General features: G+C 65.7%; 12 protein-coding genes and 1 other RNA gene. 10 read left to right on the forward strand and 3 right to left on the reverse strand.

The annotated features are described in order from the left end of the window. Positions 1 to 281: 281 nt before the first annotated feature. Positions 282 to 608, reverse strand: coding sequence for a thioredoxin TrxA (gene trxA, locus AB4Y36_RS21885; RefSeq protein ID WP_069267503.1), 327 nt, complete (start codon positions 606 to 608; stop codon positions 282 to 284). A 455-nt stretch (positions 609 to 1063) separates the two neighbouring features. On the opposite strand from trxA, the gene ffs reads away from it, so the two are divergent. Continuing rightward, positions 1064 to 1162: signal recognition particle sRNA small type (ffs, locus tag AB4Y36_RS21890), an RNA gene on the forward strand. Here the strand turns inward: ffs and AB4Y36_RS21895 are convergent. After that, positions 1158 to 1349 carry a hypothetical protein gene (locus AB4Y36_RS21895; RefSeq protein WP_342945695.1) on the reverse strand — a complete coding sequence of 64 codons (192 nt, stop codon included), beginning with the start codon at positions 1347 to 1349 and terminating at the stop codon, positions 1158 to 1160. The two genes, ffs and AB4Y36_RS21895, sit on opposite strands and share 5 nt — an antisense overlap. 34 nt (positions 1350 to 1383) lie before the next feature. Between AB4Y36_RS21895 and dnaX the strand changes: the two genes are divergently transcribed. From dnaX to AB4Y36_RS21915, 4 genes are all read left to right on the forward strand, one after another. Then, positions 1384 to 3759: a DNA polymerase III subunit gamma/tau gene (gene dnaX, locus AB4Y36_RS21900; RefSeq protein WP_368684041.1), complete on the forward strand. Its 2376-nt coding sequence runs from the start codon at positions 1384 to 1386 to the stop codon at positions 3757 to 3759. An 82-nt stretch (positions 3760 to 3841) separates the two neighbouring features. Further along, positions 3842 to 4168 (forward strand): YbaB/EbfC family nucleoid-associated protein, encoded by a 327-nt coding sequence (locus AB4Y36_RS21905; protein WP_069267501.1) that lies wholly within the window; start codon positions 3842 to 3844, stop codon positions 4166 to 4168. A gap of 198 nt (positions 4169 to 4366) precedes the next feature. Continuing rightward, a complete protein-coding gene (gene recR / locus AB4Y36_RS21910) occupies positions 4367 to 4963 on the forward strand; it encodes a recombination mediator RecR (protein WP_028204939.1) in 597 nt (198 codons plus the stop codon). 71 nt (positions 4964 to 5034) lie between these two features. After that, positions 5035 to 6315, forward strand: a complete 1281-nt coding sequence (locus AB4Y36_RS21915) for a CaiB/BaiF CoA transferase family protein (protein WP_368684042.1) — start codon at positions 5035 to 5037, stop codon at positions 6313 to 6315. A gap of 82 nt (positions 6316 to 6397) precedes the next feature. On the opposite strand, the gene AB4Y36_RS21920 is transcribed toward AB4Y36_RS21915, so the two are convergent. Then, on the reverse strand, positions 6398 to 7369 hold the full coding sequence (locus tag AB4Y36_RS21920; protein WP_368684043.1) for an NADPH:quinone oxidoreductase family protein: 972 nt from the start codon (positions 7367 to 7369) through the stop codon (positions 6398 to 6400). A 270-nt stretch (positions 7370 to 7639) separates the two neighbouring features. On the opposite strand from AB4Y36_RS21920, the gene surE reads away from it, so the two are divergent. From surE to AB4Y36_RS21945, 5 genes are read left to right on the forward strand one after another with little or no spacing between them, the layout of a single operon-like run. Then, positions 7640 to 8401 carry a 5'/3'-nucleotidase SurE gene (gene surE / locus AB4Y36_RS21925; RefSeq protein WP_368684044.1) on the forward strand — a complete coding sequence of 254 codons (762 nt, stop codon included), beginning with the start codon at positions 7640 to 7642 and terminating at the stop codon, positions 8399 to 8401. Then, on the forward strand, positions 8398 to 9459 hold the full coding sequence (locus AB4Y36_RS21930; RefSeq protein WP_069267498.1) for a protein-L-isoaspartate(D-aspartate) O-methyltransferase: 1062 nt from the start codon (positions 8398 to 8400) through the stop codon (positions 9457 to 9459). Before surE ends, AB4Y36_RS21930 begins: the two co-directional genes overlap by 4 nt. A gap of 5 nt (positions 9460 to 9464) precedes the next feature. Next, positions 9465 to 10388, forward strand: coding sequence for a peptidoglycan DD-metalloendopeptidase family protein (locus tag AB4Y36_RS21935; RefSeq protein ID WP_069267497.1), 924 nt, complete (start codon positions 9465 to 9467; stop codon positions 10386 to 10388). A gap of 13 nt (positions 10389 to 10401) precedes the next feature. Beyond that, positions 10402 to 11508 (forward strand): RNA polymerase sigma factor RpoS, encoded by a 1107-nt coding sequence (rpoS, locus tag AB4Y36_RS21940; protein ID WP_069267496.1) that lies wholly within the window; start codon positions 10402 to 10404, stop codon positions 11506 to 11508. 19 nt (positions 11509 to 11527) lie between these two features. Beyond that, entirely contained in the window at positions 11528 to 12307 is a 780-nt protein-coding gene (locus AB4Y36_RS21945) for a 3'-5' exonuclease (RefSeq protein WP_368684045.1), read from the forward strand. The last annotated feature ends 1 nt before the right edge of the window (position 12308 follow it).

Below are 12308 nucleotides of genomic sequence, written 5' to 3' on the forward strand. Positions count from 1 at the left end.
GTGCGACGAAAAGAATGGGGGAAAAGAAGCGAGCGGAACCGCTCAAGGACTTTTGGTTGAAACTTCGCTTCAAGCTTGCTTGAAACTTTTATAAGGGCGCCGGTAGACGCTTTATGAATTCTAGCATAGCACACGCCAGAAACCGTCAGTGAAGACCGACAGCAAGTTTCGGCGTGTTTTTATGGTGCGTGTTGTCGCGTGACAACACGCACCGTTGCTTGGCTCATCCCCTTGCTGGCCGGGCGATGCGCCCGGGCGGGGAGGGGCGGCCAGCGAGGAAGTTACAGGTGGCTGTCCAGGAACGCGGTGAGCTGCGACTTCGAGAGCGCGCCGACCTTCTGCGCCGCCACGGCGCCGTTCTTGAAGAGGATCAGCGTGGGGATGCCGCGCACGCCGAACTTCACCGGCGTCGACTGGTGCTCGTCGACGTTGATCTTCGCGACCTGAAGGCGCTCGCCATAGTCCTTCGCGACTTCATCGAGAATCGGCGCGATCATCTTGCACGGGCCACACCACTCTGCCCAGAAGTCCAGCAGCACGGGCTTGTCGGATTTCACGACGTCCTGTTCGAACGATGCGTCGCTGATATGCTTGATTTGTTCGCTCATTGTATGAATACCTCTTTCGATTCGAGGCCGAGTAAATTGCTCGCCACGATACACCAAAACTGAAAATTCTTCCGGGGCCGCCTGGGCGGCCAGACCGAACCCCAGTCATACGTCCGAATCACACGCCCTTCGCACGCAAACCGCGTGGCCCAGCCGATTGCCGACGCCAGTGTAGCCTAAATCCCTATGCGTTGCCGACGGTGATAGTACTCATGCCGCAAGCAGGGTTTCCGTCCTCCAGGCCACATTCGGCGGCACATTCTGGCGGCGGCGCGAGCCTTTTCGCGGGGGCCATTTCGTGCGGTACCTCGTGCTCCTGCACGCTATCTGGAGGCGATGCGAGCCATTGCAAGAGGGTAGCTACCTGGGCGCGCAACGATGCCCGGCGCGGCTCGGCGCGTTTTTTCGCACTGCAGCAGTCGCATTGGCGCGCGACCGATGTTAGAATGCGCCGTGACGGGCCTCCTCGCATGGAGGGGCGGTCAACCTGGTCAGGTCGGGAACGAAGCAGCCACAGCCGTTTTCCGCCAGTGCCGAGGGTCAGGCTCGTCACCTTCCTCTTTTTTCTTCCGTTTTTCTCCCCAGATACGAGATTGACGCCGCGCAATCGACTGCGCGACGCGGTTCTTCGTTCGTCGTGTTTGTCACGCCTGCATCGCCACTGTTTTCGTCGTCCGCAATCGCCGGCTCGCGCCATTGCGCGGCGGCCGCGAACCGGGCATTGGCCGCCTTTCGATTCATCTGGACGCGCGGGCGTTGCTGATACAATTTCCAGATGACCTATCAAGTTCTCGCACGCAAGTGGCGACCGAAGGATTTCGCTTCGCTCGTCGGACAGGAGCACGTGGTGCGCGCGCTCACGCATGCACTCGACGGCGGCCGCCTGCATCACGCGTACCTCTTCACAGGCACGCGCGGCGTGGGCAAGACGACGCTGTCGCGTATCTTCGCCAAGGCGCTCAACTGTGAGACCGGCGTGACGTCGAAGCCCTGCGGCGTGTGCCGCGCGTGCCGGGAAATCGACGAAGGGCGTTTCGTCGATTACGTCGAGATGGATGCGGCGAGCAATCGCGGCGTGGACGAAATGGCCGCGCTGCTCGAGCGCGCGGTCTACGCGCCGGTCGATGCGCGCTTCAAGGTCTACATGATCGACGAAGTGCACATGCTCACGAACCACGCCTTCAACGCGATGCTGAAGACGCTGGAAGAGCCGCCGCCGCATGTGAAGTTCATCCTCGCGACGACGGACCCGCAGAAGATTCCGGTCACGGTGCTCTCGCGCTGCCTGCAATTCAATTTGAAGCAGATGCCGGCGGGCAATATCGTGGAGCATCTCACGCATATTCTCGGAGAAGAGAAGGTCGAGTTCGAGGCGCAGGCGCTGCGCCTGCTCGCGCGCGCCGCAGACGGCTCGATGCGCGACGCGCTTTCGCTCACCGACCAGGCCATCGCCTATTCGGCCAACCAGGTCACCGAAGAAGCGGTGCGCGGCATGCTCGGCGCGCTCGATCAAAGCTATCTGATCCGGCTGATCGACGCGCTCGTGGCCGGCGACGGCGCGAACGTGCTCGCCATCGCCGACGAAATGGCGCTGCGCAGCCTGTCGTTTTCCGCCGCGCTGCAGGACCTCGCGAGTCTGTTCCATCGCATTGGCTGGGCGCAATTCGCGCCTTCATCGGTGCTCGACGAGTGGCCAGAAGCCGACGACATTCGCCGTTTCGCGGAAGCGTTGAGCCCGGAGCAGGTCCAGCTTTTCTATCAGATCGCGACCCTCGGGCGCAGCGAACTCGGCCTGGCACCCGACGAATACGCTGGCTTCACGATGACGCTCCTGCGCATGCTGGCGTTCGAGCCTTCCGTGAGCGCGGGCAGCGTGGGCAGTGCGCCGGCGTCGAAGCCCGCTGTGGCCGGCGCGGGCGCGCGTGCGGCGGCTCCGGTAGCGGCGTCGGCGCGCAGTGCGGCGCCTGCCGCTGCACAGCCAGTCGTGCCGAAGCCCGCCGCCCCGCTGCCGCAGCCGACCGAAGCCGCACCGGCGAAGATGCCCGATGCCGAGCCGCAAGCGAGCGCGTCCGCGCCTGCGCCGCTCGCGAGGCCCGCGGACGAAGCGCGCGTCGTCCCGCCCTGGGAGGACGCGGGCGAGTCCGCGCCGAACCCGGGCGCAGCGCCACAAGCTGCGCCTGTGGCACCGGTCGAGCCGGCTGCGGCCGCTCCCGCGCCAGAAGAGACACAAGCTGTGCAGAGCGTGGCCGCTGCGCCCGCGCCGCAATTCGAATCTCGTGAGGAACCCGCCGCTGCGGCATCCGCGCGTGGTGGTGCAAGCGCTGCGCTCGACGTGCTGCGCAACAAGGGCATGCGCGTTGCCACGGGCCGTCCCGCTGCCGCTGCAGGCGCGAGCGCCCCGGCGCCCGCGCCGAAGGCCGCACCGCGCATGGAAGTGAAGGTGCCGACGCCCGATCCGGCTCGCCGCGCCGCCGCGCACGAAGCGCAGGCACGACAGACGCCGCGCAACGCAAACGCGCAGCAAGACGCTTCGGGCGCGCCGCCGTGGGACGATATTCCACCCGACGACTACGTGCCGCTCGGCGCCGATGACGCGTACTTTGCGCCGCCCGACGACGGCTTCGTGCCTCCTTACGACAGCGAGCCGTCCGCGCCGCGCGCCGCCGCTGCGATGCTGACGCCGTCGCCGGCCGTGGTCGATGTGAGCAAGCTGCCGCCGGGCATTGCGCTCGATCCGATCGGTTTCAAGGGCGACTGGCCTGCGCTCGCCGCCACGCTTTCGCTCAAGGGCATCTCGTACCAGCTCGCGTTCAACAGCGAGCTGACGGCGCTCGAAGGCACGCTCCTCAAATTGAGCGTGCCGGTGCCGCAGTACGCCGAAGCCTCGCAGGTCGCGAAGCTCAAGACGGCGCTTGCCGAGCGTCTTGGCAAGACCGTTGAAGTGAGCGTGGAAGTCGGCCCCGCGCGCCGCACGGCGGCCGCGCTCGACGCCGCCGATCGCGCTCAGCGTCAACGCGAAGCCGAGCGCGAGATCGGCGCCGACCCCTTCGTGCAGCAACTGATTCGCGATTTCGGCGCGAGCATCGTGCCGGGCTCGATCCGGCCGGTCGCGCCGGAAGCCGCATCGGGCGGCACTCAGGCCGCCCACTGATTTGCGCCGCGCGGCGCGCAAAGCGTCGCGCGCTTTTGAGCGCATCGATTCGAACGACTACGATCCAGAAGGAGCAGTGACTATGTTGAAAGGCCAACTCGCAGGGCTCATGAAGCAAGCCCAGCAGATGCAGGAAAACATGAAGAAGATGCAGGAGCAGCTTGCCCAGATCGAAGTCGAGGGTCAGGCCGGCGCCGGTCTCGTCAAGGTCACGATGACCTGCCGCAACGACGTGCGCCGCGTGTCGATCGATCCGAGCCTGCTCACGGACGACAAGGACATGCTCGAAGACCTCGTGGCCGCGGCGTTCAACGACGCGGTGCGCAAGGCCGAAGCCACGTCGCAGGAAAAGATGGGCGGCATGACCGCCGGCCTGCCGCTGCCGCCGGGCTTCAAGATGCCGTTCTAAGGAACGTGGCGAGCGCCGCGTCTGCGTGAGGCAGGCCGGCGCCCGCGTGTCCCGCGTGCCTCGTCGCGACCCGGCAGGGCTGCGCGGGCGTCACGGCGTCGAAAGTAGCAAGCAGTAGCAAGCAACGCCAGGCAGCAGGAAGCACCCCGAAGCAGGTTCCGCTTCAAACCCCCGTCGCGCATCTCGCGCTGAATCCGCATGAAACAACCTTCCGCTCTCGCCGCTCTCGTCGAGGCGCTGCGCGTGTTGCCCGGTGTCGGGCCGAAGTCGGCGCAACGCATGGCCTATCACCTGATGCAGCACGACCGCGACGGCGCCGAAAAGCTCGGCAACGCGCTCCTGTTCGCGACCGGGAATCTGAAGCACTGCGAGAAGTGCAATACCTTCACCGAAGCTCAGGTATGCGAAACGTGCCTCGACGAGGAGCGTGACCCTACGCTGCTGTGCGTCGTCGAAACGCCGGCCGACCAGATCATGCTCGAACAGACCATGACGTACCGCGGTTTGTATTTCGTGCTGATGGGGCATCTGAGTCCGCTCGACGGCATCGGTCCGAAAGAGATCCATTTCGACCGGCTCGTGAAGCGCGCGTCGGATGGCGTCGTCAAGGAAGTGGTGCTCGCCACCAATTTTACGAACGAGGGCGAGGCGACGGCCCACTATCTCGGTCAGACGCTCAAGGCGCGCGGACTCGCCGTCACGCGTCTCGCACGCGGCGTGCCGGTGGGTGGCGAGCTCGAATATGTCGACGCGGGCACCATCGCGCGGGCCATGCTCGACCGGCGCTCGATGTAGCGTCCCGCCAGGCTTCGATCGCGGCGCACTCGATGTGGTGCCGCTCGCCGAACAGAATGAAAGGAGACCCCATGAGTGCAGCCGCCCCGTCCCACGAATCCCCCCATTCCCGGTCGAACGCATCCGCAGCGAAAGGCGCGGGCCCGCTCGCGGGCGTCAAAGTCCTCGAACTCGGCACGCTGATCGCCGGTCCGTTCGCCGCTCGCTTTCTCGGCGAATTCGGCGCCGAGGTCATCAAGATCGAAGACCCCAAGGGCGGCGATCCGCTGCGCAAATGGCGCAAGCTCTACCCGGAAGCGGGCGGCACGTCGCTCTGGTGGGCCGTGCAGGCGCGCAACAAGAAGTCCGTCACGGTGAATCTCAAAGCCGAAGAGGGCAAGGAGATCGTGCGGCGGCTCGCGAAGGAAGCCGACATCGTCATCGAGAATTTCCGACCCGGCCTGCTCGAAAAGCTCGGGCTCGGCTACGACGTGCTCTCGAAGCAGAATCCCGGCCTCGTGATGGTGCGGCTCTCGGGCTACGGCCAGAGCGGCCCGTATCGCGACCGTCCGGGCTTCGGCGCGATCGCCGAATCGATGGGCGGCCTGCGCCACATCACCGGCTATCCCGATCTGCCGCCGCCGCGCATCGGCATTTCGATTGGCGACTCGATCGCTGCGCTGCACGGCGTGATCGGCGCGATGATGGCGCTCCATCATCGCAACATGAACGGAGGCAGCGGCCAGATCGTCGATGTCGCGCTCTATGAGGCCGTGTTCAACATGATGGAGAGCGTGGTGCCCGAGTACGGCATGTACGGCATGGTGCGCGAGCGCACCGGCGCGTCGCTGCCGGGCATCGTGCCGTCGAATACGTACCCGTGCCGGGACGGTAGCATCGTGATCGGCGGCAACAGCGATCCGATCTTCAAGCGCCTGATGATGGCCATCGACCGCGCGGACCTCGCGAACGATCCGCAACTCGCCCACAACGACGGCCGCGTGCCGCGCACGGCGGAGATCGACGGCGCAATCGCGGCGTGGCTTTCCACGCGCACCATCAACGAAGCGCTCGACGTGCTCAATGCCGCCGACGTGCCCGTGGGCCGCATCTACAGCGTGGCCGACATGTTCGCCGATCCGCAGTTCGCGGCGCGCCAGATGATCCAGCAGTTCCGCTGGCAAGCGCCGGGGGAGCAAGAAGGCGAAGGCGTGGACATCGCGCTGCCCGCGGTCACGCCCAAGCTTTCGGCGACGCCCGGCGACACGCGCTGGCTTGGTCCCGCGTTGGGCGAGCATACGGATGAAGTCCTGAGGACGCTGGGCTACGACGCGGACCACATCGCACGGTTGCGCGAGCAACACATCGTCTAAGGCGAGTGCCTTATGCAAGACGGCTCGCCGGTGAACCACCGGCGAGCCGTTTTCGCTTTGCGTCCTGCGTGGCAGGAAACGTTCAGGGCTCGATCACGATCTTGCCCGTCACCTTGCGCGAGGCCATGTCCTTGAGCGCCTGCGCGGTGTCGGCGAGCTTGTAGCGCTTCGAGACGTACGGCTTGAGCTTGCCTTCACCGATCCAGCCCATCATCTGCGTGAACGCTGCCGCATTGTGCTGCGGTTCGCGACGCGCGAAATCGCCCCAGAACACGCCGACGAGGCTCGCGCCCTTGAGCAGCGCGAGATTGAGCGGCAGCCTGGGAATCTCTCCATTCGCGAAGCCGACCACGAGATAGCGGCCGCGCCAGCCGATGCTGCGGAACGCCGGTTCCGCATACTCGCCGCCCACCGGGTCGTAGATCACGTCGGGGCCTTTGCCGTCGGTGAGTGCCTTGATGCGCTCGCGCAAGTCCTCGGTGCTGTAGTTGATGGTGGCGTCCGCACCGAAGCGGCGGCAGACTTCGAGCTTCTCTTCGCTCGAGGCGGCCGCGATTACGCGCGCGCCGAGCACCTTGCCGATTTCGACAGCCGCGAGGCCCACGCCGCCCGCCGCGCCGAGCACGAGCATCGTTTCGCCTGCGCGCAGGGCCGCGCGATCGACCACCGCGTGATGCGACGTGCCATACGCGAGCGTGAAAGCGGCGGCCGTCGCGAAATCGGCGCCTTCGGGCAGCGCCACGCACGCCGATGCGTCCGCAAGCGCCTGCTCGGCGAACGCGCCAGTGCCCACATAGGCCACTACGCGCGTACCGGGCGCGAGCTTCACGCCTTCGCCCGCCGCGCGCACGACGCCCGCGAGTTCGGCGCCGGGCGTGAAGGGCAGCGGCGGCTTCATCTGATACTTGTTCTCGATGATGAGTACATCGGGAAAGTTCACGGCCGCGGCCTTCACGTCGATCACGACCTGACCGGGGCCCGGCACGAGGTCGGGCGAGTCTTCGAGCGTGAGCGAGTCGGGTGGTCCGTACTGGTTGCAGCGGATTGCGCGCATCGTGTCTCCTGTCTTTTCCGGTTCGGTTGCTTGCAGTTGCGTCGGTCATGCATTCGCTACCGCGGGACAGTGTACGGCAATCCGCCGCAATGCGAACGATCGTGCGATTTATTTCGCGTCGATGACCGGGTGTCTTTCGAGCCGTGCCGTGGATGCGAATGCGCCCCGCACCGGCGCATGATTTGGACGTGCAGCCCAGTGGCAGACACGCCCTGGCGTATGGGCCGGGCTGTCGTTCGCGTGCCTTCTTTCCTCGGTTACAATCGCTCGATGCGAATACTACTCAGCAACGACGACGGTTACCTCGCCCCCGGCCTTGCGGCGCTGTATGAAGCGCTCAAGCCGCTCGGCGAAGTCACGGTCATGGCGCCCGAGCAGAACTGCAGCGCCGCATCGAACTCGCTTACGCTGTGGCGCCCGCTGTCGGTTTTGCGATCGGCGAGCACCGGCTTCTATTACGTGAACGGCACGCCCACCGACTCGGTGCACATCGCACTCACGGGCATGCTCGACCAGCAACCCGACCTCGTGGTCTCCGGCATCAACAACGGCCAGAACATGGGCGAGGACACGCTGTACTCGGGCACGGTGGCCGCGGCGACCGAAGGCATTATGTTCGGCTTGCCGGCCATCGCGTTCTCGCTCGTCGATAAAGACTGGGTGCATCTCGGTTCCGCCGCGCGCGTCGCGGCCGAGATCGTTGCGCATTACCTCGCGAACCCGCTGCCGGGTCATCCGCTGCTGAACGTCAACATTCCGAACCTGCCGTACGAAGAGCTTGGCGACTGGCGCGTCACACGCCTCGGCAAGCGTCATCCTTCGCAGCCCGTGATCCGCGAGACCAACCCGCGCGGCGAGCCGATTTACTGGATCGGGCCGTCGGGCAGCGCACGCGATGCGAGCGAGGGCACGGACTTCCACGCGGTAGCGAACGGCCATGTGTCGATCACGCCGCTGCAACTCGATCTCACCCATACGCAAATGCTGTCCGCGACGCACGACTGGGCGCGCAAGGGCGGCAGTGCTTCATGACGGGCGAGCGCACGAAGCGTTTTCCGCTCGGGCTTGCGGATCTCGTACGCGAGCCGCGCCGGCGCGACGCGCGTCCGGGCGAAGCACGCCCCTCGCTCGCGAACGCGGGCAACAGCAGTCCGTCGAAACCGGGCGTCGGCACACTCGCGAAGCCCGGCGCGAAGGTAGGTAATCCGGCCGTCGCGAAGTCCTCCGTGAGCACACCGTTCAAGGCGCCGCCTGCGAAGCCGGTCAATGCGAAGCCGGTGAGCGCAAAGCCGGCGGGTTCGATCAAGCCTGCGCATCCTGCCGGCAACGCTGCCGCGCCGCGCGCCGCCATGCCGGGCGGCGTGAGTGTGCCGCGTGCTGCTGTGGCCGTCACGGGCGCGCCCGCCGTTGCGCTCAACGGCGCGCATGCGCTGACTTCGGAACGCATACGCGAACGCATGGTCGAACGCCTGCGTGCGAACGGCATCGCCGATGCGCGCGTGCTCCAGGCGCTCGCGGCCGTGCCGCGCCACATGTTCATCGATCCGGGTCTCGCGACCCAGGCCTACGAAGATGCGGCGTTGCCGATCGGTCATCACCAGACCATCTCAAAGCCTTCCGTGGTCGCGCGCATGCTCGAGCTCGCGGGCGCGGGCCGCGTGCTGGAGCGCGTGCTCGAAATCGGCACCGGCTGCGGCTATCAGGCAGCGGTGTTGAGCCAGATCGCACGCGACGTGTATTCCATTGAGCGCATCAAGCCGTTATACGAGCGCGCGAAGACGAATCTTCGTCCGCTGCGTATCCCGAATATCCGCTTGCACTACGGCGACGGACGGCTCGGTTTGCCGTCGGCGGCGCCGTTCGACGCGATCGTGATCGCTGCTGCGGGCTTCGACGTGCCGCAGGCGCTGCTCGAGCAGCTCGCCATTGGCGGGCGGCTCGTGGCGCCGGTCGCGGTGTCCGGCACCCAGAGTGCCGCCGGCGAAGCGACGCAGGTCCTCACGCTCGTCGAGCGTACGGGGCCGGCGCAGTGGCGGGAGTCACGCCTGGATCGCGTTTTCTTTGTCCCCTTAAAATCTGGAGTGATCTGAATCCGATGAGTATGTTGCGCGCGATCAAAAGAAACCGCCTGAATGTCGACCTGCCCGAAGCCACGCTGATCGCAGCCCAGCGCGGCGCCGCGGTCGCCGCGCTCTGTCTTCTGGCCGCCTGCGCCACGCGACTCGATCAGGCACCCGTGGTCGACCGCACCGCGCCGCTCGGCACGGCGGCTGCACAGCCTCCGGTGCCGCTCGGGCCGCCGCCTCCGGGATATTACCGGGTGAAGCCGGGCGACACTCTCTATAGGATTGCGCTCGAAAACGGCCAGAATTATCGCGACATCGCGACGTGGAACAATCTCACCAATCCGAACCAGATTGAGGTGGACCAGTTGTTGCGCGTCGTGCCGCCGGGTGCGAATCCGTCGGCGTATACGCCGGGTGTCGTGACCGCGCCGGTGCCGGGCGTGGGCGCTGCACCGGGCGCTCCGGCAGCGGGGACGCCGGCGCAGCCGCCGATCTACGGTTCGGGTGCGAACGCAGCCCCGCCGACGGCCGCCGTGCCGCCGCAGCCGGGTGCGAGCGGCGGCGATGTCGCCGCGGCGCCGGGCGGCAACATCGCGCTCACGTGGCCGGTGCGTGGTCCGGTGCTCAACGGCTTCGACGATACGAAGAACAAGGGCATCAATATTGGCGGTGCGTCGGGCGATCCTGTCAAGGCAGCCGGCGATGGACGCGTGGTTTATGCCGGAAATGGGCTGCGCGGTTACGGCAATCTCATTATCATCAAGCATGACGCGACGTTTTTGACCGCGTATGCACACAACCGGACTTTGATGGTAAAAGAAGGGGATGCGGTCACCAAAGGTCAGAAGATCGCCGAAATGGGCAATACCGACTCGGACCGGGTGATGCTGCATTTCGAAGTACGCCGTCAGGGTAAGCCCGTCGACCCACTGAAGTACTTGCCGCCGCAATAAAAGCGAGCCGACCATGCCGAAATCGAAGCGCCGTCTGCAGCAATCCGAGTCTGACAGCCAAGCCGCCCAGGTTTCGGTGGAGGACGGCGCGCAGGCGGGCGACGACGACGCGTCGCCCGAACTCGACGGCGGCCGCGACTACGAAGAGCGCGAGGAGCGTGAAGAGCGCGATTCGCAGTCCGACGAAGGCGGCTCGGGCGAGGGCACCGAAACCGCCGATGCCGCACCCGACGCCGACGATTTCCGCGCCATGCTGCAGGCCGAACTCACGGCCGACACCATCCAGCATTATCTGAACCGGATCAGCGTGAAGCCGCTCCTCACTGTCGAGGAGGAGCAGCGCTACTCGCGGCTCGCCAAAGCCGGCGAGTTCGAAGCGCGTCAGGTCATGATCGAGCGCAATCTGCGCCTCGTCGTCAGCATTGCCAAGGGTTACCTCAATCGCGGCGTGCCGCTGCTCGACCTGATCGAGGAGGGCAACCTCGGCCTCATGCACGCGATCGAAAAGTTCGATCCCACGCGCGGCTTCCGTTTCTCGACGTATGCGACCTGGTGGATCCGCCAGAGCATCGAGCGCGCGATCATGAACCAGGCGCGCACCGTGCGTTTGCCGGTGCACGTGATCCGTGAGCTCAACCAGGTGCTGCGCGCGAAGCGACATCTGGAGAAGAACTCGCTCAACGCCGATTCGGCCTCCGAGCGGCGCGACGCGAGCATCGACGACATCGCGTATCTCACGGGAAAGACCACCGAGGAAGTCACTGACATTCTCGCGCTCAACGAACACACGGCCTCGCTCGACGCTCCGCTCGACCTCGACCCGGCTAGCAGCCTGCTCGACCTGCTCTCGGACGACCAGAGCCAGTCGCCCGATGCCGAAGTGCAGCATCGCGAACTGGAAACGCTTACACGCGCGTGGCTCGGCCGGTTATCCGATAAGCATCGCCATGTCATCGAACGGCGCTTCGGGCTGAACCATATCGAGCCCGCCACGCTCGAAGAGCTGGCCGACGAAATGGGCCTCACCCGCGAGCGCGTGCGGCAGATCCAGCAGGAAGCGCTGGTGCGCCTCAAGCGCTTTTTCGCTTCGAACGGCGTGCGCAAGGACGCCGTACTCTAAACCCTCGCAGTCCATCTGAATGACAGTTCCTGTACTCGTATTCGACATCGAGACGATTCCCGATGTCGACGGCATTCGCCGTCTCGACGATCTGCCCGCCGCGCTCACCGACACCGAAGTCGCCGAGCACGCCTTCGCCGCGCGCCGCGAGAAAACCGGCAGCGATTTCCTGCCGCATCACCTGCAGCGTGTCGCTGCTATCTCGTGCGTATTTCGCGACGGCCAGGGCTTTCGCGTGCGCTCGCTCGGCACGCCCGAAGACGGCGAGGCGCGCCTGATCGATTCGTTCTACCGCACGATCGAGAAGTACTCGCCGCAGCTCGTGTCGTGGAACGGCGGCGGCTTCGACTTGCCGGTGCTGCACTATCGTGCGCTCGTGCACGGCATTCGCGCGGTGCGCTACTGGGAAACGGGTGAAGAGGACCGCGAGTTCAAGTGGAACAACTACCTTAGCCGCTACCACACGCGTCACACCGACCTGATGGATGTCCTCGCGATGTATCAGCCGCGCGCTAACGCACCGCTCGACGCGCTCGCGAAGCTCTGCGGTTTTCCGGGCAAGCTCGGCATGGACGGCGGCCAGGTGTGGGCCGCGTTTCAGGAAGGCCGCATCGAGGAGATCCGCAACTACTGCGAAACCGACGTGGTCAACACGTATCTGCTCTATTGCCGGTTTCAGATGATGCGCGGCGGTTTCACAGAGCGCGAATATGCGGATGAGATCGAGTTCGTGAAGCAGTCGCTCGCCGCGGAATCCGCACCGCATTGGGGCGAGTATCTCGAGGCCTTCGCGAGCTAGG

The organism is Paraburkholderia sp. BR10936, assembly GCF_040965735.1.
GTDB classification, from domain to species: domain Bacteria; phylum Pseudomonadota; class Gammaproteobacteria; order Burkholderiales; family Burkholderiaceae; genus Paraburkholderia; species Paraburkholderia nodosa_A.

Bases quoted from the DNA above. Each gene is read 5' to 3' on its own strand.
- trxA (WP_069267503.1), bottom strand. From the start codon at position 608: ATGAGCGAACAAATCAAGCATATCAGCGACGCATCGTTCGAACAGGAC.
- AB4Y36_RS21895 (WP_342945695.1), bottom strand. From the start codon at position 1,349: ATGAATCGAAAGGCGGCCAATGCCCGGTTCGCGGCCGCCGCGCAATGG.
- dnaX (WP_368684041.1), top strand. From the start codon at position 1,384: ATGACCTATCAAGTTCTCGCACGCAAGTGGCGACCGAAGGATTTCGCT.
- AB4Y36_RS21905 (WP_069267501.1), top strand. From the start codon at position 3,842: ATGTTGAAAGGCCAACTCGCAGGGCTCATGAAGCAAGCCCAGCAGATG.
- recR (WP_028204939.1), top strand. From the start codon at position 4,367: ATGAAACAACCTTCCGCTCTCGCCGCTCTCGTCGAGGCGCTGCGCGTG.
- AB4Y36_RS21915 (WP_368684042.1), top strand. From the start codon at position 5,035: ATGAGTGCAGCCGCCCCGTCCCACGAATCCCCCCATTCCCGGTCGAAC.
- AB4Y36_RS21920 (WP_368684043.1), bottom strand. From the start codon at position 7,369: ATGCGCGCAATCCGCTGCAACCAGTACGGACCACCCGACTCGCTCACG.
- surE (WP_368684044.1), top strand. From the start codon at position 7,640: ATGCGAATACTACTCAGCAACGACGACGGTTACCTCGCCCCCGGCCTT.
- AB4Y36_RS21930 (WP_069267498.1), top strand. From the start codon at position 8,398: ATGACGGGCGAGCGCACGAAGCGTTTTCCGCTCGGGCTTGCGGATCTC.
- AB4Y36_RS21935 (WP_069267497.1), top strand. From the start codon at position 9,465: ATGAGTATGTTGCGCGCGATCAAAAGAAACCGCCTGAATGTCGACCTG.
- rpoS (WP_069267496.1), top strand. From the start codon at position 10,402: ATGCCGAAATCGAAGCGCCGTCTGCAGCAATCCGAGTCTGACAGCCAA.
- AB4Y36_RS21945 (WP_368684045.1), top strand. From the start codon at position 11,528: ATGACAGTTCCTGTACTCGTATTCGACATCGAGACGATTCCCGATGTC.